Annotated in this window: 18 protein-coding genes and 1 tRNA gene; 13 read left to right on the top strand and 6 right to left on the bottom strand. The window is 41.1% G+C overall.

All coding sequences use genetic code 11. The annotated features are described in order from the left end of the window. The first annotated feature begins 46 nt into the window (after positions 1-46). The 5 genes from J5X94_RS06795 to J5X94_RS06775 all read left to right on the top strand — a co-directional run bounded on the left by J5X94_RS06795 (position 47) and on the right by J5X94_RS06775 (position 4188). Positions 47-499, top strand: a complete 453-nt coding sequence (locus J5X94_RS06795; RefSeq protein ID WP_210540712.1) for a DUF1810 domain-containing protein — start codon at positions 47-49, stop codon at positions 497-499. Between the two features lie 36 nt (positions 500-535). Then, positions 536-1513 (top strand): PD-(D/E)XK nuclease family protein, encoded by a 978-nt coding sequence (locus J5X94_RS06790; RefSeq protein ID WP_210540711.1) that lies wholly within the window; start codon positions 536-538, stop codon positions 1511-1513. Then, a complete protein-coding gene (locus J5X94_RS06785) occupies positions 1471-1800 on the top strand; it encodes a hypothetical protein (protein WP_210540710.1) in 330 nt (109 codons plus the stop codon). The genes J5X94_RS06790 and J5X94_RS06785 overlap by 43 nt, the downstream gene beginning before the upstream one ends. A gap of 634 nt (positions 1801-2434) precedes the next feature. Next, positions 2435-3466 (top strand): PD-(D/E)XK nuclease family protein, encoded by a 1032-nt coding sequence (locus J5X94_RS06780; protein ID WP_210540709.1) that lies wholly within the window; start codon positions 2435-2437, stop codon positions 3464-3466. Positions 3467-3561: 95 nt separating this feature from the next. Continuing rightward, positions 3562-4188 carry a hypothetical protein gene (locus J5X94_RS06775; protein ID WP_210540708.1) on the top strand — a complete coding sequence of 209 codons (627 nt, stop codon included), beginning with the start codon at positions 3562-3564 and terminating at the stop codon, positions 4186-4188. Positions 4189-4269: 81 nt separating this feature from the next. Here J5X94_RS06775 and J5X94_RS06770 read toward each other — a convergent pair whose 3' ends face one another. The 4 genes from J5X94_RS06770 to J5X94_RS06755 are packed head-to-tail and all read right to left on the bottom strand — an operon-like array spanning position 4270 to position 6377. Further along, positions 4270-4590, bottom strand: a complete 321-nt coding sequence (locus tag J5X94_RS06770) for a hypothetical protein (protein WP_228293184.1) — start codon at positions 4588-4590, stop codon at positions 4270-4272. A gap of 10 nt (positions 4591-4600) precedes the next feature. Further along, on the bottom strand, positions 4601-4894 hold the full coding sequence (locus J5X94_RS06765; RefSeq protein WP_198326527.1) for a hypothetical protein: 294 nt from the start codon (positions 4892-4894) through the stop codon (positions 4601-4603). Further along, positions 4891-6135: an Arm DNA-binding domain-containing protein gene (locus J5X94_RS06760; RefSeq protein WP_210540707.1), complete on the bottom strand. Its 1245-nt coding sequence runs from the start codon at positions 6133-6135 to the stop codon at positions 4891-4893. The genes J5X94_RS06765 and J5X94_RS06760 overlap by 4 nt, the downstream gene beginning before the upstream one ends. A 26-nt stretch (positions 6136-6161) precedes the next feature. After that, on the bottom strand, positions 6162-6377 hold the full coding sequence (locus J5X94_RS06755) for a hypothetical protein (RefSeq protein WP_021815097.1): 216 nt from the start codon (positions 6375-6377) through the stop codon (positions 6162-6164). A 188-nt stretch (positions 6378-6565) separates the two neighbouring features. Here J5X94_RS06755 and J5X94_RS06750 point away from each other — a divergent pair, with 188 nt between their 5' ends. Continuing rightward, positions 6566-6733, top strand: a complete 168-nt coding sequence (locus J5X94_RS06750; RefSeq protein ID WP_240990752.1) for a helix-turn-helix domain-containing protein — start codon at positions 6566-6568, stop codon at positions 6731-6733. A gap of 474 nt (positions 6734-7207) precedes the next feature. On the opposite strand, the gene J5X94_RS06745 is transcribed toward J5X94_RS06750, so the two are convergent. After that, positions 7208-7282 (bottom strand) — tRNA-Gly (locus J5X94_RS06745). A 252-nt stretch (positions 7283-7534) separates the two neighbouring features. Here J5X94_RS06745 and J5X94_RS06740 point away from each other — a divergent pair. The 3 genes from J5X94_RS06740 (at position 7535) to J5X94_RS06730 (ending at position 11806) form a co-directional block, all read left to right on the top strand. Then, positions 7535-9205, top strand: coding sequence for an alpha-keto acid decarboxylase family protein (locus J5X94_RS06740; RefSeq protein ID WP_210540706.1), 1671 nt, complete (start codon positions 7535-7537; stop codon positions 9203-9205). Between the two features lie 194 nt (positions 9206-9399). Beyond that, entirely contained in the window at positions 9400-9735 is a 336-nt protein-coding gene (locus tag J5X94_RS06735; protein ID WP_240215896.1) for a GlpM family protein, read from the top strand. A 286-nt stretch (positions 9736-10021) separates the two neighbouring features. Beyond that, complete coding sequence (locus J5X94_RS06730) at positions 10022-11806, top strand: potassium/proton antiporter (protein WP_210540705.1); 1785 nt, start codon at positions 10022-10024, stop codon at positions 11804-11806. A 177-nt stretch (positions 11807-11983) separates the two neighbouring features. On the opposite strand, the gene J5X94_RS06725 is transcribed toward J5X94_RS06730, so the two are convergent. Continuing rightward, complete coding sequence (locus J5X94_RS06725) at positions 11984-12904, bottom strand: LysR family transcriptional regulator (RefSeq protein WP_210540704.1); 921 nt, start codon at positions 12902-12904, stop codon at positions 11984-11986. A 247-nt stretch (positions 12905-13151) separates the two neighbouring features. On the opposite strand from J5X94_RS06725, the gene speB reads away from it, so the two are divergent. The 4 genes from speB (at position 13152) to J5X94_RS06705 (ending at position 17176) form a co-directional block, all read left to right on the top strand. After that, complete coding sequence (speB, locus tag J5X94_RS06720; protein WP_010199708.1) at positions 13152-14120, top strand: agmatinase; 969 nt, start codon at positions 13152-13154, stop codon at positions 14118-14120. A 172-nt stretch (positions 14121-14292) separates the two neighbouring features. Beyond that, the gene (locus tag J5X94_RS06715) at positions 14293-15639 is read left to right on the top strand and encodes a purine-cytosine permease family protein (protein WP_210540703.1); all 1347 of its coding nucleotides are present in this window, start codon (positions 14293-14295) and stop codon (positions 15637-15639) included. Beyond that, on the top strand, positions 15636-16436 hold the full coding sequence (locus tag J5X94_RS06710; protein ID WP_210540702.1) for a carbon-nitrogen hydrolase family protein: 801 nt from the start codon (positions 15636-15638) through the stop codon (positions 16434-16436). The genes J5X94_RS06715 and J5X94_RS06710 overlap by 4 nt, the downstream gene beginning before the upstream one ends. After that, the gene (locus J5X94_RS06705) at positions 16433-17176 is read left to right on the top strand and encodes an MBL fold metallo-hydrolase (protein ID WP_210540701.1); all 744 of its coding nucleotides are present in this window, start codon (positions 16433-16435) and stop codon (positions 17174-17176) included. The genes J5X94_RS06710 and J5X94_RS06705 overlap by 4 nt, the downstream gene beginning before the upstream one ends. Positions 17177-17196: the final 20 nt, after the last annotated feature.

Below are 17196 nucleotides of genomic sequence, written 5' to 3'. Positions count from 1 at the left end.
GCAGGTAGGCAAACGTTCATTACTTAAATCGCAAGGAGTGTAAAAAATGACAACAATAGATAAAGATTTGTTTGATGATTTTATCCAAGCCCAAAACACTATCTATCCACAAGTGATTGAAGAGCTGACCAAAGGTCGTAAGCGCACGCATTGGATGTGGTTTATCTTTCCACAAGTGAAAGGGCTAGGGCACAGTGTAAGAGCTCGACGCTTTGCAATAGAGAGTCTGGAGCAAGCAAAAACGTATTTGCAGCACGAGGTGCTTGGAGCACGGTTAATAGAGTGCGCTGAATTATTGCTGTTGCATCCTGATAAAAGTGCTTTAGATATCTTTGGTTCACCAGATAATCTGAAGCTGCAATCTTCGCTAACGTTGTTTGCCTTTGCCGCTGGTAATAAGTGTGTATTTGAGCAGCTTTTATATCAGTTTTATGCGGGCAGTTACGATATAAACACTATCAAGATGTTAAAGCAAATCAATGACCAGCAATATAAGTAAATAAAACCGAGTGAGATTTTAAGAGGATAGATGAGTATGAGTACCGTGCAAAGTTTGATAAGTGATGTGAGCCAAAAGATTAACGCTTTAGAGACTGCGCAAGCACTCTATAGCCGTCAACTGTCTCCGGACTTCAGTGCTTTTGATTATATCAGTACTGATGAATTAGGGCTTAGTCGTATTTTGGCAGCTCTACTTGATCCAAATGGCAGTCATGCTCAACAGGAAAGCTTTTTAAGGTTATTTATTGAGCATTGTTTGCCTATTATATATAAAAATGATAACTGGCAGGTTTTTCTTAACAATCTTGAGAAAACAGAGGTTTTTCTTGAAGAAATAACGGGAAAAAGTAACACCCAGCGTCGTATGGATATTTACTTAAGATGTCAGGTGGGTAATAACAGCTACGGTATTTGTATCGAAAACAAACCTTATGCAGCAGATCAACTTGACCAGATGAAAGATTATGCTACTGAACTTAAAAATAGGAAACACAAGCTGTGGCATCTTGTTTATCTAAACGAAGATAATGACGTACCAAGTGAATATAGTGTTGACACTAAAACCTTAGAAGATTGGAAAACCAGTAATCAATATAGTCATCTTAGATTTAGCGATCTGATTGGTTGGCTCAAAGCGTGTCAAGTAGAATGCCAAAATCATAGTGTGAGTGAATTTATTGCACAGCCAACTAAGTTTATTCAAAAACAGTTTATGGGAATAGAAGATATGAATGAAGCGAAGTCTGTATTAAATACGATGCTATCTAGTCAAGAAAATATAGCTAGTGCATTAAAAATAGCTTTAAGTACTCATGACATGAAAAAGCAACTTATTGAGAAGTTACAACACGATCTTACGACTATCATTACAAAAGGAAACAAACCTTATTCAATGATTAAAACCAATCTAAAAGGTATCAAGAAAGAAGAGCAAATCATTTTTAATATTAAAGAAAGTGCTTTAGAGTTTTGTTTAGGTTTTGGAGGTACGGTTTCAACTTTCCTTATTTAGGTATTTTTATAGCTAATGATGATGTAAAGCCAGACTATGAATATTATGAAAAAATCCTAACTCAGTGTAAAGATGGTCATAGTCTTGCTAGTGAAAACATAAAAGCAGAAGAAGACAAAGAAAAAGGAGGTTATTGGTGTGCTTGGTATAATTTTGAACCACATGATTGGTGGTCTAAAACTGAGCCATGGGAACAAATCCATAATGAAGAAATGGCATGTAAAATTATTGCAGAGCTTGATTGGTACTATAAAGTGTTAAATGATAATGGATTATTAACTAAATAATTCTTTAACAATCAACGAAGTCATTTATACATTAGAGCTAAGTAGTAAAGTCAGAAACAACGCTAGAGTGAACTGCCTCAGGCTTGTTGGAGTCTCAAAATCCTGAGAGAGTAAGACAATCTTGGGTCAGTTCAGTTAGAAGCTCATCGTAATTTTTTGATAAATCATATTACCGAGGTTAGGGCAATAGATAAGCTAATACTTGATTAGGTAGGGCTATATGCTTTTTCATTAGAGAGTTTATGCAAATTGGGTAAGTTATAGCCAACTAACGACAGCCATATAAAGCTGATTTTAAAGATTAAAAAGTCTGCCCGTCAGTATTCATATGAGCACTAATTATTAGTTGATTAGAAGATTATTGCTATCGACAAAATTTGGAATCAAGTCTGTGCTACCGTTGCTAATACTAATCATCTGCAAGGTTGGTTAGTGATTATGTCACAGTTGTCTGTTGTTATTGACCCATTGGAAATAAGGACAGTTACTCTCGAGCGTTTAAAAAATGGGATGGCAGTTTACGAAAGATAGCAGACGGATGTATTTTTGCTTATCGATGATTTATGACCAAATAAATAACTACTGTTACTGATTGATATTAATCATATTTTTGTAATGTAATTAAGGAACAACTATGGCAACACCTAATTTGTTTAAATTTGCTACCTCTGAGCTGTCACAAGATGCATTTATATGTTGGTTTCTTTCTTGGGCGAAGAAAGATTATAAAACAGGAGATGATAAACATAAAGCTCTGAATAAAGTTGCAATTAGTGTTTTAGCATTACTCTTCGATAAAGCTGGTAAAACTCTACCAACCAGTATTGACAGTATAGTAGTGCAACGTCAGGTGAGTAATATCGATATCTTATGTGTCCTTAATGATACTTACTGTATATTAATCGAAGATAAAGTAGGTAGTGTTCAGCATTCCGAGCAGTTGACTCGATACAAGAAATTTATACTTAACGGACACTCTCAAACATTTGAAGAAGATAATATTATCCCTATTTATTTGCAGACTCATGATCAGAGTAGTTATAAAAAAGTTATAAAAGATGGTTTTTATCCTGTTGTCAGAAAAGACTTATTAGACATCTTCGATAATGAACAAAATGAAGTATTAAAATACAGTGATATATATACTAATTTTTATGATTACATTCAGTCTATTGAAAGTGCAGTACAAAAATTTGAGTCCCAACCAGTGGCAGAATGGGGAAAACGTGCATGGATAGGTTTTTTTCAATATCTACAGTCATATTTAGGAGAAGGGAACTGGAAATATGTGGCTAATAAGTCAGGAGGCTTTATGGGCTTTTGGGCATTCAAACATAGAGTGAATGATGTTGATGTTTACTTACTACTAGAACAAGATAAAATTTGCTTTAAAGTTTCTGTTCCCAGTAAAAATGGTCGTAGAAAGATTAGAAATGAGTTTTATAAGTTGTTTGTAGCCCAAGCACCTAACTTCGATTTTGAAGTTATTAAGCCTAAAAAGTTTGGTTCAGGCAAGCATATGACTTTTGCCATACTAAGTACTGATGTTTTCAACCTTAATAATGATAGTTCAGTTGATTTTCGAAAGATAGAGACGCTAATGGAAAACTTGCAAAAATATATTAGCTATACGATAAATCAGTATCAGAGTCAAATAAGTCAATAGCTATAATAAATTAGCTGTCAATAATATTTAAATGATGGCCTAGATTTTATACCTCTAACAGTCAATGCAGTAATACGTTACCAGAGAGTATGACTATGAAGTACCAGCTTGACGACTCGTATATAGATGATATATCTAATGCTCTTTTATATCGACCAAATATGGATTCCTACCCTTTGTCTTTTATCGGCTGTTTTATCACTAGTGATAACTGGGATGAGAAGGCGTTAAAAGAGCTAAAAAAGAAGTCAGGGGCTTATTTCCTAGTAGGTTTGCAAATAGATGATAATGAGTTTAAGTGCTTAGATATCATAGAGGGTATTGTTAAATGTCAGCCTGAAGACGTAAATCAAGTGGTTAAATTATTAGATATTAGTCCACGTGGCTTAATAGGTATAGATGTTAACGATATCAAAAACTTATTCAAACGAGAAAAATCATATAAATTTATTCAAACTCATATAGCAAATGCATTTGAAACAGATATGATAAAAAATGCAGCTAATGAGTTGGTTGGTCAGTTCCCTAAAAACCTTAATATCAAAGGGCTGTTGCTAGGTATGGAGAGTAGCGAAAGCCCCCCACTAGATACTATTTCTTATATAGTGGCATTTATTGCAAAAAACGTTATAGCTGATGAATTATATACGTACTACTGCACCAGTATTAGTGATGAACATGAATCTTTTCGTTTAAGAGCGATATATGCTGAAGATTACTAAGCCTTCGGCTTTACTTAAGCAAGGACTATAAATAAAAAGCCAGACAGCTCAAAGCTGTCTGGCTTTTTGGATGATTAATGCTCATTTATTTGCTTGATCTGTCCGCCATAAAGCATGCTCACATATTGTGCATAACCAACTATTTTTGGCACGCATATAAGGAATATCAGCAGGTACTTCAATTGGACAAGCATAGCCGCAGTATTCACATACAACATCGTCTAAGTAGGCATAACACTGAGCAACTGTCTCAAAGAATACCTGAGGACTTACCTCATACTTCTCACAAAGCGTTTTCACATGTTTAATAAAGCCGCTCTGATTATCATATGCCCAGTAACCCTCACATATTTTGATATCGTATGGACTCTGCGTCATATTGGGTTGAAGTTTGACACTCATAATACTCTCCTCAGTAGCTGCCATAGTCAGAGTGCGGTAGTAGCTCATGAAGCTCGCTTTGAAGCTGACTGGTCATATCTTCTACAAAGTACCCATCTTGAGCATCCAAGCGTTTCTGCACCCACACACGCATCGCCATATCGTTATTAAAGCAGTGCTTCACTCCCAAGAAGCGAGCGAGGTTATGACCCGATGAAACATACAACTCACGCATCAATGCATTAGCAATCTCATTCGCATTTTCACTGATTGCACCATCCCGTTTAAACTCACCAAACAGCTGCTCATAATTGATAATTTTCATTGTGACGTCTCCTTGTCAGTTTTTGCATTCGTGATTAGTGCTTCAGTGTCAGAGCTATTCGATGCGCTGGTTAACTTCTCCTTGCTCGCCAGTAGCAAGTTATCCATTGCTGAGCCATCTTGACGGGTGATATCAGGCACATAACGGCTATACACACGAAACAGCATCTCCGTACTACTGTGACCCATCTGACGAGCTATCCACTCAGGATTCTCACCAGCAGCGAGCCAAAGCGTCGCTGCTGTATGCCGAGTCTGATAAGCACGCCTGTGTTTCAAACCGAGTAAGGCAAGTGTGGGTTTCCATACCCGTCTATTCACATTACGGTACTCCATCGGATTGCCCTGTGAATTGCAAAACACGAACTCTGACTTGCCATAGGTGCGTACCTTCTGCTCCAGTAGGGCGTCATATACTAACTGTGACATAGCAATATCACGTTGTGAGCCTAATGTCTTCGTTGGACCCATCTCACCGTTTACTAATGCACCTCTGATACTGATTTCCCAGCGATCAAAGTTAATGCATTCCCATTTCAGCCCGTCTATTTCACTGGTACGCATCCCGGTAAAAAAGCGGATAGTATAGTAGGGTCTATAATCAGCACGGACATGCTTTAAAATCAGCCATACCTCAGAAAGTGTAAAAGGATTCACATCCGGACGAGCTTGTTTAAGATTCTTAATATTTTTATAAGGCATCTCAAACTCATGGCGATCTGATGCTTCTTCTAGTATCATACGAAGTAGTATCATAATCTGATTGATTCGTGCTACTGACAGACTTGACTGACCATCTTTACCGTAACGAACTTTGGCGAGGGAGCTACGGAAGGTCAGCAAGTCTGATTTTTTTATGGCATGTACCGCTTTACCACCAAATTCAGGTAACAAATACTTTTCCAAAATAATCTGTATCTTTTGCCGGTAGCTCGGCCGCCATTCAATCTTTTTCTCCTCAAAAAACGTTTCCGAAAACTCCTTAAAGGTCGGATTGCGACTGATACAAGATTCGGCTCTATCAGCCAGTGCCGTCATCTCCTGCGCTCGTTCACTCTTTGGGAAGTAAGCAGCATAGTCGAAGATGCCTAGGGTAATTTCTGCTTCTATTTTTTCGATAATTTTAGCCAGCTTCTTTCGATTAGCTGGAGTGTCTGTGAGATTAGTCGTCTCACGGCAACGCATATTCATATATCGAAAATCTACGAATAGCTTGCCACGTCTCGATCTTATTGACGCCATTATTTGACTCCTTGTTTAAATAAAACTTACTGTAAAGCCATACCGTTGATGGCACTCATAACCGGCTTGCACATATCCTCTTCGATACGCTCCCAAACGTACAAAATCTTGCGACCGCCAAAAGGACGAATGTAATGGATGTTTTCAATCAAAACAGTGTCCTTAAGTTGGTTACGGATAGTACGTGCATCGTATTTGATACGATCGGCTAATTCTTGAGTAGTGAGATAAGTCTGTGACATAATAGTTCTCCAGTCAGTATTAAATAGTTTTTAATAAACACTTTGTTGTTGCCAACGAGTACTATATTATCAGAAAAGTAGTCATTGGCAAGTACTTTTTACTTACCAATAAGGAATTTATTGTGATTTCATGTAACTTACCTGTTCTTTTGGCAGAAAGAAGGTTGCGTGTGGCAGATTTAGTGAGAATGACAGATATCAGTAAATCGACGCTGCATAGGATCTATAACGATGATACGACTAGAATTGAGTTCGATACTTTGAGCAAGCTATGTAATGTATTAGAAGTAACGCCAGGGGATATTTTGAAATACGTTCCAGATGAACTTGGTGAGGACGACTCTTTAGAAGAGTAAATTAACTATCGCTATAGTTGATAGGAAATTTCTAGCTAAAGGTTTACTAGAGCCAAAAGATGCTTACGAGGCTTAATAAATTTTTTATTGTTAGGTTGTAGTCATCGCTTTTTAAGTGAAGACCAGTAATAAATACTATAAATTTGAAACGTATTTCCAAAAACTAAGCATCTGAGAAACACGTTTTTTGCTGAATTGAGGTTGGGTTCAAAAATTAGCATAGGGCCAAATTTACTAGGTTAGGTGTCATGATGATTTTTGAACCAAAAATAGCTAGGTTGTGGTCAGATACGCATATGCAGTTTTAGGGCAGGGCACGGTTTGGGCACCAAATGGGCACCGCACCGAAAATGGGCTTTTTGATTGAGTAGCTAGACTTAACTGAATTAGAAAAGATATTTCGGAATATCTTCTACAGGCCTTAAAAATTGGACAAAAAAAAGCCTCACTGTTAAGTGAGGCTTTTTAAATATTTGGAGCGGGAAAAGAGATTCGAACTCTCGACCCCAACCTTGGCAAGGTTATGCTCTACCACTGAGCTATTCCCGCTAATTATCAATTAACTATCGTCAGTTGATGATGGCGTATTATACGCAGTTTTTTTGGTGTGTCAACAGCTAGTATGAAAAAAAGCAAAAGATAGTAAATTGGCATATTATCGCATCGTCTATCTATGTTATAACAGATTGTTATAATCTATATTCCAAAAGCTTTGCTTTCTATAAATAGGCTGGAATGCAGTTTTATAATTACTTTCATCATATTTATGATTAATAAACATAACACTTAAGGATAAGTAGTATGAGTCAACAATATACCATCGCTGATTATTTGTTTGATCGTGTCGCAGAAGCAGGTGCGTCAGAGGTATTTGGCGTACCGGGTGATTTTAATCTCACGTTTTTAGATAATGTACTTGCCTCAGATAAATTACGCTGGGTAGGTAATACCAATGAGTTAAATGCTGGTTACGCAGCAGATGGCTATGCACGTGAGCGTGGGTTTGCGGCGATGGTGACGACCTTTGGAGTGGGTGAGCTGTCCGCTATCAATGCCACCGCAGGCTCGTTTGCGGAGTATGCGCCAGTGCTCCATATCGTAGGCGCGCCAAGTACAGCATTACAAGATTCAAAGCGTCGCATCCATCACTCACTTGGTGATGGCGTGTTCAATCATTTTATTAAAATGGTAGAACCGGTTACGGTAGCACGGGCGCAAATTACGCCTGAAAATGCTGCCTCAGAGATTGACCGCGTGATTCGCTTGATTCTCAAAAAGCATCGCCCAGGCTATTTATTACTATCACCAGATGTAGCAAAAACGCCAATTTATCCGCCAACGACCAAACTTATCGATAGTGAGGAAGACATTACTAGCCAAGCGGCGTTAGCAGACTTTAAACAAGCGCTGATAGAATTTTTACCCAATAAAACCACGACGCTCATGGCAGATTTGATGGTGCATCGTTTGGGTCTGCAAAATCAGCTCAAAGCACTTATCGCTGATACCGATATTCCTTATACCACGCTGTCTTGGGGCAAAACGCTACTTGATGAAAACAGCGATCGCTGGGCAGGCACCTATGCAGGTGTTGCTTCGCGTCCTGTGGTCAAAGACGCGGTAGAAAACTGCGAATGCCTGATCAAAGTAGGAGTGCAGTATACCGACACCACCACCGCAGGTTTTAGCCAAGATATTAATGAAGATGCCGTAGTAGACTTGCATTATGAGCGGGCTTCTATCAGCGGTCAAAACTTTGCACCGATTGCGCTAAAAGATGCGCTGCAAGCGTTACATGAAGTGATGACCTCTGGCATCAATATCGTACCAAAATCTTTCTGTGAGCCGGTTAATCCTCATGAACAAAATGGCAAAGATGATGAGGCTATCCGCCAAGACGATCTGTGGCATATCATCGCTGCGCGCTTAGATCATAATAATTTGGTTTTTTCAGAACAAGGAACGGCCTATTTTGGTATCAGTGATGTGCGTCTGCCGGAAGGGGTGACCTCTTATGGGCAACCGATGTGGGGATCAATTGGCTACACATTGCCAGCCAGCTTAGGTGCTGCTATTGCCTCGCCAAACAAGCGTAGTGTTCTATTAATCGGTGATGGCTCAGCATTGTTGACTATTCAAGAACTGGCAGTCATGATTCAGGAGCGTATCAATCCAGTCATCGTCTTAATTAACAACGATGGCTATACCGTGGAGCGTGCGATTCATGGCGAAAACCAATACTACAATGATATTCCTAAATGTGATTGGCAGATCATGCCACAAGCCTTTGGTGCCAACAAAGAGAACAGTCTCATACTCAAAGTAGAAACGGCAGGTGAGCTAAAATCTGCCCTCGACAAGGCCGCTGCTACCACGGATAAATTAGTGATGATCGAGGTGATCGCGGACAAGCATGATATCCCGCCATTACTTGCAGATATCAGTGCCGCGCTGAAGCCAAAGAATGATTAATTAGTTCGCAAATAGCATCAACAATTATCAGTCATAGCCCCATTTAGCAGCATTGCTAGGTGGGGTTTTTTTGAGCCTTTTTATGATGTAAGTCAATTAAGCTATTGTTCCTCTTATATCGCTTTGCAGACTTTAGTATCATGGTGGATTGGGCTATGTTCAGCCCTTAGCATTCAACAGGAGATGATCCCGTCGTGATTTGGTTAAAAATGCTTATTGGCGCTTTAATGGTACTGGCAATTCAATTATTTGCGCAAACTCGATTTTTTTATTTGGCGGCACTTGCGCCACTTTTCCCCACTTTTACATTAATCAGTCACTTCATCGTCGGTACTGAGCGTAGTCCTGCTGATTTAAGGGTCGCATTGATATTTAGTATGCTTGGTGTCATTCCGCACCTTATTTATACCTTTGTGGTGTTCTTTAGCATCAGCTATATCAGTTTATATAAGGCACTACTGCTCGGCGTTGTCGCTTGGACAATAGCGGCAGCAATTTTAGTCCTTACTTGGCAATACATTCAGGCTTAGTCAGTATTGGAAAGAGCATCTAAGATAGTATGCCAAACAGTTTCAACTATATTTATAGGGCTGAGGACATGTCATCAAACTCACTTGTATCATCATGACTAAAATGAGAGCAAGTATTAGTAAAAATCTTTATAGATAGTTTTTGTAGAAATGATAGTAGATGTTATTCTTAATGATATTTTTAATATTCAGATGTGGCGTCTACTGGTAAAGATAAAAAATTAAATTGTAATACTTTCGCACCAACTTGATTCATCACCATTGATAAAAATAGGGCTTAAAAAAGATGGATACCTTAAATATCCTATACCTTGTAGGGGCATTACTAATTTTTGCCAGTATCATGGCCAGTACGTTATCCGCGCGTTTGGGCGTTCCATTATTGCTGTTGTTTTTGATGGTAGGGATGTTGGCAGGTGAGCAGGGTATTTTAGGTATTGAGTTTTCTCAATATGGTATTGCCAATTTCGTTGGGCAAGCAGCCTTAGCCTGTATCTTGTTAGATGGTGGTTTGCGCACCTCTTTTAAATCGTTTCGGGTTGGTCTTAAGCCTGCCGTTACACTCGCTACTTGGGGTGTCCTCGCTACTGTCATGATACTGGGCGTATTCGTGACTTGGCTACTCGATGTCGATTGGCGCTTTGGGCTATTGATGGCAGCTATCGTTGGCTCAACCGATGCGGCAGCGGTATTTTCACTATTGCGTAATGGCGGTGTCAAGCTCAATGATCGCGTTCAAGCCACACTCGAATTAGAGTCTGGTGCCAACGATCCCTTGGCTATTTTATTGGTGACGGGTCTTATCGCTCTAAATGTTGATCCAGCGGGACAGACAGTATTTGGCTTTTTGATATTACTGTTCCAGCAGTTGAGCTTTGGGCTAGGGATGGGCTTGCTATTCGGTTATTTGCTATCCCGATTATTGCCCAAGATACATTTAGCAGAAGGCATGTATGCTATTTTGATACTATCTGCTGGCTTGTCCGTCTTTGCCGCGACCAATCTAATTGGCGGTAGTGGATTTTTAGCGGTTTATCTCACGGGTGTGATGATTGGCAATCACAAGGTACGCTCCACCGAGCATGTGATGCGAGTGATGGACAGCTTTGCTTGGTTATCACAAGCGGTGCTTTTCGTAGTGTTAGGACTATTGGTCACCCCATCAAACGTCATCAATGTCTGGCATTATTCAGTCGCGATTGCCGCCTTTATGATCTTCGTTGCCCGTCCTATCGCCGTCTATACCAGCGTTAAACCTTTTAAGTTTAAAGACAGAGAGATAGGCTTTATCTCTTGGGTTGGCTTGCGCGGAGCAGTGCCTATTACCCTTGCGATATTGCCTGTTATGGCAGGGATAGATAACGCCTTTATGCTGTTTGATATTGCCTTTGGGGTCGTGGTTTTGTCCTTGATTTTGCAAGGTACAACCATTCCTATCATGGCCAATTTGTTTAAGGTGCGGATTCCGACCAATGATGATCCAAAAGAGGAGCATGAGGTTTGGGTATCGGATAAGGCAAGTATTACTTTGTATGAATTCGAAGTTCAATCAGGGGCATTTGCGATTGGTCGTCATCCGATGGATATCTCTAAACGCATTAGCTCTGATGAGATTAGTGTGTTTGCGCTGGTACGTAGGCAGAGAATCGTGGTCGTTGACGAAGACACGAAGCTGAAATTTGGTGACAGTGTTTGGTACGCCATGCGCGGCGATCATGCCAGAAAAATCGCTAAAATTTTCAATGATACGACATTGGATCGTAAAGTCATCGATGATTTTTATGGCGACTGGCTACTATCACCTAGCGTCAAGCTTGGAGATTTACCCTTCTTTACGGCTATGATGCAATCTGAATCACTGGTAGACAGCCTACAGTCTGATCCTAATGACAGCCCAAAAAGCATGTGGGAACAAACGGTCGCTGAATATGTGACAGGAAATCTAGGTACAGCACTGGTCTCAGGAGATACCGTCGCTATTAATGATAAATGGTCATTGGTCATCAAAGAAATGGATGATAAAGGCAAGCTAAGAACCATTGGCTTAAAGCGTCAGGAGCAACCAATATAGTCAATCCACTATAAAAGCGTTACAGCGTTAACCTCGCTTGAGGTATTAAGTATACATCTACACTTGGTTGCCTTATACCACTTTTAAATTGAACCGACTATAGCGATATAGCCATTTATCGTTGCTGGTGATGAGCCATGATTTAAACTGGCTCGTATTAGGCCACGCCTTATTCATTTACAGCTTTGGCGAGCTTTTTGATAATAGACGCATCATTTGACTTAAAAAATCAGCGACCTGTTTGTGCAAGTTTTCTCGGTAAGCCCAATGATGCTTGACCTCGTAACTGGCCTCGGTGGGCAGTAGTACTTTCATCAGTCCCATCTCTTCATAACGTTTGGCTAAGTCATTAGGCAGGTAACCAACATGATGACCTGCCAAAATCAGCTGCGCGGTCGCCTCCATATGGTAAGTGGTGGCACTCAAAGTTTTTGGGCGCACATGATTGATACTCAAATCAGTAATATAGCCTCGTTTTATCCATGGATAGTTTTGTTCCAAATCCTCAAAAGTTAGCCCTTCTGACTCATAAAACAATCGATGCTCGCGCCCACAGCAAACTACCTGCTTCTCAATAAATGCTGGCTGGAACGTTAGTAGCGGTGGAAAACTGCCAAAATAACCCACACCAATATCACTCTCGTTGCTTAGCAGCTTCTCTAGCATGCTTTCAGGGCTTTGCACATCGATAGAAAAGTGGATAAGGGGATTGTCACGATAGCTAGCAGCTAAGCATTGGCGCAAGGCATCATAAAAAAACGTCGGCATCTGATCAATAAGACAAAGTCGAATATGACCGCCATGCACGGAGTCTAATTGACGAATGTAGTGCAGTTGATGTTGAAAGCTGGCAACTGCTTCGGTAAAACTCAAGCAGGCTTCATATACTGCTGCGCCATCTTCTGTGAGCTTAAAACCCGCGCGTCCACGATGACAGAGCGTCATGCCTAAGCGGTCTTCTAAATGGGTCAAATGACCACTAATGACAGAGGTCGTCACATTCAAGCGCGACTGGGCGGCTGTCACGCCCTGACACTCTACAATTGCCATAAAGCTACGCAAGGTTTTGATGTCTATTTTTATCAATTCATCTAGCATCAGTAATTATCCCTCAGCACTTGTGATGTTTATCAAAATGAATTTTCTATTCATCACTTTTTTAGCATAAAATTCACATCAAACTTCTGATAATAACGGTTAAATCTAACTTACTACGAAAAATCAGAAGTTTACTTCTAAATTTTACCATGGTTTGTATTCAATTATTTAGGTATTGTCAGAGTCATATAAAAAGTGACATATAACAAATTGGCTATACCGACACACTAAAACAAGGATGTGATTTATGAAATTCAATCAACCATTAAGCGGCAACGACATGCCAAGATTTGGCGGCTTTGCTTCTATGATGCGCCTGCCGACTCAGGCTGATGCAGAAGGATTGGATGTGGCTTTCGTTGGTGTACCTTTGGACATCGGTGCATCAAACCGTAGTGGTGCTAGATTGGGACCAAGACAGATACGCGATGAATCACGCATGATTCGTCCCTACAATGTGGCCACTCGTGCTGCGCCTTTTGAGTCTTTACAAGTTGCTGATATTGGCGATGTACCTATCAATACTTTCAACCTGTTAAAAAGCGTTGATATCATCGAAAAATTCTATACAGAAAAAGTCGTCAAACATGGCGCGATTCCACTAACACTAGGCGGCGATCACACCATTGCATTGCCTATTTTGCGTGCGCTTGCCAAAAAACATGGCCCTGTCGGTATGGTGCATATCGATGCGCATGCAGATATCAATGATGATATGTTTGGCGAAAAAATTGCTCATGGCACCCCATTTCGCCGTGCTGTCGAAGAAAACTTAATCGATGGCAACCGTGTAGTACAAATCGGTCTGCGTGGTACTGGTTATAGTGCGGAAGAGTTTGATTGGTCAACCCAGCAAGGCTTTCGCGTTGTACCTGCTGAGGAATGCTGGTACAAGTCGCTAACACCGCTCATGGCAGAAGTGCGTGAAAAGCTAGGCGATGGACCTGTCTATTTAAGTTTCGATATCGATGGTATTGATCCAGCGTTTGCACCGGGTACGGGTACTGCTGAAATCGGTGGTCTGACCTCAACTCAAGCCATAGAAATCATTCGCGGTATGCGCGGACTGGAAGTAGTCGGTGGCGATTTAGTAGAAGTGTCACCGCCGTATGACCCATTCGGTAACACCTCAGTACTGGCAGCGAACTTATTGTTTGAGATGCTATGTATCCTACCGGGTGTGCGCTATGACGATAAGGTCAAAGCTGTTTACTAATAGCTGTGTCTCATCATAATAATCATAAAAGAATGGATCATTAACAATCTCTTATTAGCTAAATTTGGCGTATAGGGTAGCTATCCCAATACGGTATATGAGCGGATAACGGCATCGTCACCAGTGTATTTGAGTTGCTGGTATTAATATAATTTGGTTAAGGAAGACCGCAATGAGCAAACCCTATTCATTTTTTGGTCAAGATACGCTCTCTCCAAATGAGGCTGGACACAGTTTAGGTTCGATTGGTACGTTTGCGCTGTGGTTTGGTGCCAATATAGTCGTCACGACTATTTTAACTGGGATGCTGTTGGTACCTGATTTGCGGTTTACTACTGCTATAACGACGGTACTCATCGGCTCATTGATCGGTGCCATTCCGTTACTCTTAGTTGGTCTAATGGGTCAGCGCACTGGTTTACCATCGATGGCGCTCACACGTAGAGCTTATGGGCCATTGGGTAGTCAGTTAATTTCATTGGTAAACATGGGCGTGCTCATCGCGTGGAGCTGTATTCAGGCTTTGCTCGCTGGCATGAGCCTTAACTATGCCGTTGAAGCCACAACAGGCTATAGCAATCTGCCACTATTTGTCATTCTGTGTGAGACAGTCGTGGTATTGATTGTATTACGTGGTCACCTTGGTATTGAGCTTGTCGAGCGCTGGGCAGCATTAGCAATGGCAGGTCTTACGGTCGTGGTGCTATATCAGTTAAATCAGCACTATGATGTTTCTACACTATTTGAGATGCCAGTTGAGTCGCGTAATGGTATTACGTTAGGTATCGCTTTTGATATTGTCATCGCCACTGCATTTTCTTGGATGTCTTCGGCAGCCGATTACAATCGCAATTGCAAGACCTCAAAAATTGCAGTATGGGGCACTTATTTTGGTTATATCGTGGCTGCTATCGTTGCGATGGGTTTGGGTGCGACAATTTCAGGGCTTTCTATCCTAAATGGCATGGAGCAGACTTACGATCCGACTCGTTTGCTTGCTGAATTCGGTTTTGGTTTACCAGCTGCACTGGTTATTTTCTTCTCAGTCATGACAACCAATGTGATGGCAGTCTATAGCGCAACACTATCATGCATGAACATAGCGCCTAACATGAGCTTTTGGAAACCTGCACTTATCATTGGCTTAGTCACTATTTTTGGTGCACTGATTCCTGGTATTTTAGATCAGTTCCAAAACTTCTTGTTAATCGTTGGTGCATTGTTCATCCCAGCATTCTCAGTCATGATTGTTGATTATTACCTTGTGGGTCAAGAAGGTTATACGGCAAAACTGCTTGATTCTACTAAACAATTGGGCCGTCCTACGGCAAAGATTGCTATCGCGGCTTATTTAATTGGTGCTGCTCTTGCAGCTTACTGGACTTTGATCTCTCCTCCTTCTTTTGGTGCCTCGTTACCTGTCTTTATCATCACTGGCGGACTTTACTGGTTAGGTGCTACTTTATTTACTCGTCCTAGTGATGCCATTACTTCTGCTCAAAAGGAGCCTTCATTATGAGATTGATGATTGCTCAAACAAATCCTTTATGGGCTGAACCTGCTGCTAACTTAAAAGCATTGGAGTCATTATGTCGCCTAGCAGCAGAGGCCAAAGTAGACTTATTGGCACTGCCAGAGCTGGCATTCACAGGCTACAACATCTTTGAGCGGCTTGATAGCCTAGCGGAACCTGCTGATGGCTCAATCGTGACCGAAGTAGCCACGCTTGCTGATAAATATAATTTGCACTTGCTATTTGGCTTTGCTGAGCAGGGTGCTGATGGTGAGTTTAGCAACTCTGCCGTATTGTTAGATGATAACGGTCAGCACCTTGCCACTTATCATAAGCGGCATTTATGGGGCCGCGAAAATGAGTTCTTTGTCGCAGGTAAGCAATCTTGTGTGGTTGATACTCGATTCGGAAAATTAGGATTGATGATTTGCTATGACAATGAGTTTCCAGAAGTGGCAAGAGAGCTGGCACAAGCAGGGGCAGAAATCATACTGTCACCGACGGCAAATATGTTGCCGAATGCAGAGCGGCAGGTACTACAAATACGCGCGCGAGCAATGGACAATCAATGTTTTGTTGCTTGTATTAACCGATCAGGTGTAGAAGAAACGCTTCATTACTGTGGGAATAGTATCGTCGCTGGTCCGGATGGTGAGGTGCTCGGCCGACTTGGCTTAGCGGCTGGCACCTTGATAGTAGATATTGATCTCGCTTGCATTGATGATAGTCGCACGCACCAAGATTATCTTAAAGACCTGCGTGTTCTTAAAGACAATCATGCCTTTAATGGAGCGAACTCATGAGTGAACAGTCATTACCACGTATCAAACCAGAAAACTGGTATCGAACAACAACACTTAGCGATGGCATTACGCTCATCGATGAGCCGTGGATCAAGCCGTTTTTTCGCTGTAATCTATGGCACGTACGGGGTAGTGAGCGCGATTTATTAGTCGATTTTGGATTAGGGGCTGTACCATTGCGCCGCCACGTTGCTTTGCTTGCTGATCGCGATATCGTTGGTGTTGCCAGTCATACTCATTTTGATCATATTGGCGCGGCAAGTGAATTTGACTGCTGTCACGTACATTCTGCTGAAGCCCATATTCTCGCTGAGCCAGATAACGCACGTACTTTAGCTGATATGTTCGTCAACGATGAGATGTTTGATGCGTTACCTCCTGAGCCTTATGCTCATTGCGGCTATAAAATTGCTGCACCAGCGAAAATAATGCAACTTGAAGACGGTGACATGATTGATTTGGGCAATCGTCAATTTGAAGTGATTCATACACCCGGTCACTCCCCAGGTGGTATTGCCTTGTGGGAATCAGCTAGCGAGACTCTGATTTCTGGTGATCTTATTTATGACGGCCCATTGATCGAAGATACATGGCATAGCAATATGTCTGATTATGCTAAGAGTATGCGCCGCCTAAATGCACTGCCTGTACGTGTTGTACACGGTGGTCATTTTCCCAGTTTTTCAGGCAAACGGTTAAATATCATGATTGATGATTGGTTACGGCACCATAAATTGTGATTTGTAGCATTTAATAACTA

This window comes from Psychrobacter sp. K31L, from assembly GCF_017942195.1.
GTDB lineage: Bacteria > Pseudomonadota > Gammaproteobacteria > Pseudomonadales > Moraxellaceae > Psychrobacter > Psychrobacter glaciei.
This window is presented reverse-complemented; position numbering and strand designations above follow the sequence as displayed.

What these genes read in the sequence shown, in the direction of transcription:
- J5X94_RS06725 (WP_210540704.1), bottom strand. Translation starts at nt 12,904, where the DNA reads ATGCTAGATGAATTGATAAAAATAGACATCAAAACCTTGCGTAGCTTT.
- J5X94_RS06790 (WP_210540711.1), top strand. Translation starts at nt 536, where the DNA reads ATGAGTACCGTGCAAAGTTTGATAAGTGATGTGAGCCAAAAGATTAAC.
- J5X94_RS06770 (WP_228293184.1), bottom strand. Translation starts at nt 4,590, where the DNA reads ATGAGTGTCAAACTTCAACCCAATATGACGCAGAGTCCATACGATATC.
- J5X94_RS06730 (WP_210540705.1), top strand. Translation starts at nt 10,022, where the DNA reads ATGGATACCTTAAATATCCTATACCTTGTAGGGGCATTACTAATTTTT.
- J5X94_RS06705 (WP_210540701.1), top strand. Translation starts at nt 16,433, where the DNA reads ATGAGTGAACAGTCATTACCACGTATCAAACCAGAAAACTGGTATCGA.
- J5X94_RS06710 (WP_210540702.1), top strand. Translation starts at nt 15,636, where the DNA reads ATGAGATTGATGATTGCTCAAACAAATCCTTTATGGGCTGAACCTGCT.
- J5X94_RS06780 (WP_210540709.1), top strand. Translation starts at nt 2,435, where the DNA reads ATGGCAACACCTAATTTGTTTAAATTTGCTACCTCTGAGCTGTCACAA.
- J5X94_RS06760 (WP_210540707.1), bottom strand. Translation starts at nt 6,135, where the DNA reads ATGGCGTCAATAAGATCGAGACGTGGCAAGCTATTCGTAGATTTTCGA.
- J5X94_RS06750 (WP_240990752.1), top strand. Translation starts at nt 6,566, where the DNA reads ATGACAGATATCAGTAAATCGACGCTGCATAGGATCTATAACGATGAT.
- J5X94_RS06715 (WP_210540703.1), top strand. Translation starts at nt 14,293, where the DNA reads ATGAGCAAACCCTATTCATTTTTTGGTCAAGATACGCTCTCTCCAAAT.
- J5X94_RS06740 (WP_210540706.1), top strand. Translation starts at nt 7,535, where the DNA reads ATGAGTCAACAATATACCATCGCTGATTATTTGTTTGATCGTGTCGCA.
- J5X94_RS06775 (WP_210540708.1), top strand. Translation starts at nt 3,562, where the DNA reads ATGAAGTACCAGCTTGACGACTCGTATATAGATGATATATCTAATGCT.
- J5X94_RS06795 (WP_210540712.1), top strand. Translation starts at nt 47, where the DNA reads ATGACAACAATAGATAAAGATTTGTTTGATGATTTTATCCAAGCCCAA.
- speB (WP_010199708.1), top strand. Translation starts at nt 13,152, where the DNA reads ATGAAATTCAATCAACCATTAAGCGGCAACGACATGCCAAGATTTGGC.
- J5X94_RS06765 (WP_198326527.1), bottom strand. Translation starts at nt 4,894, where the DNA reads ATGAAAATTATCAATTATGAGCAGCTGTTTGGTGAGTTTAAACGGGAT.
- J5X94_RS06755 (WP_021815097.1), bottom strand. Translation starts at nt 6,377, where the DNA reads ATGTCACAGACTTATCTCACTACTCAAGAATTAGCCGATCGTATCAAA.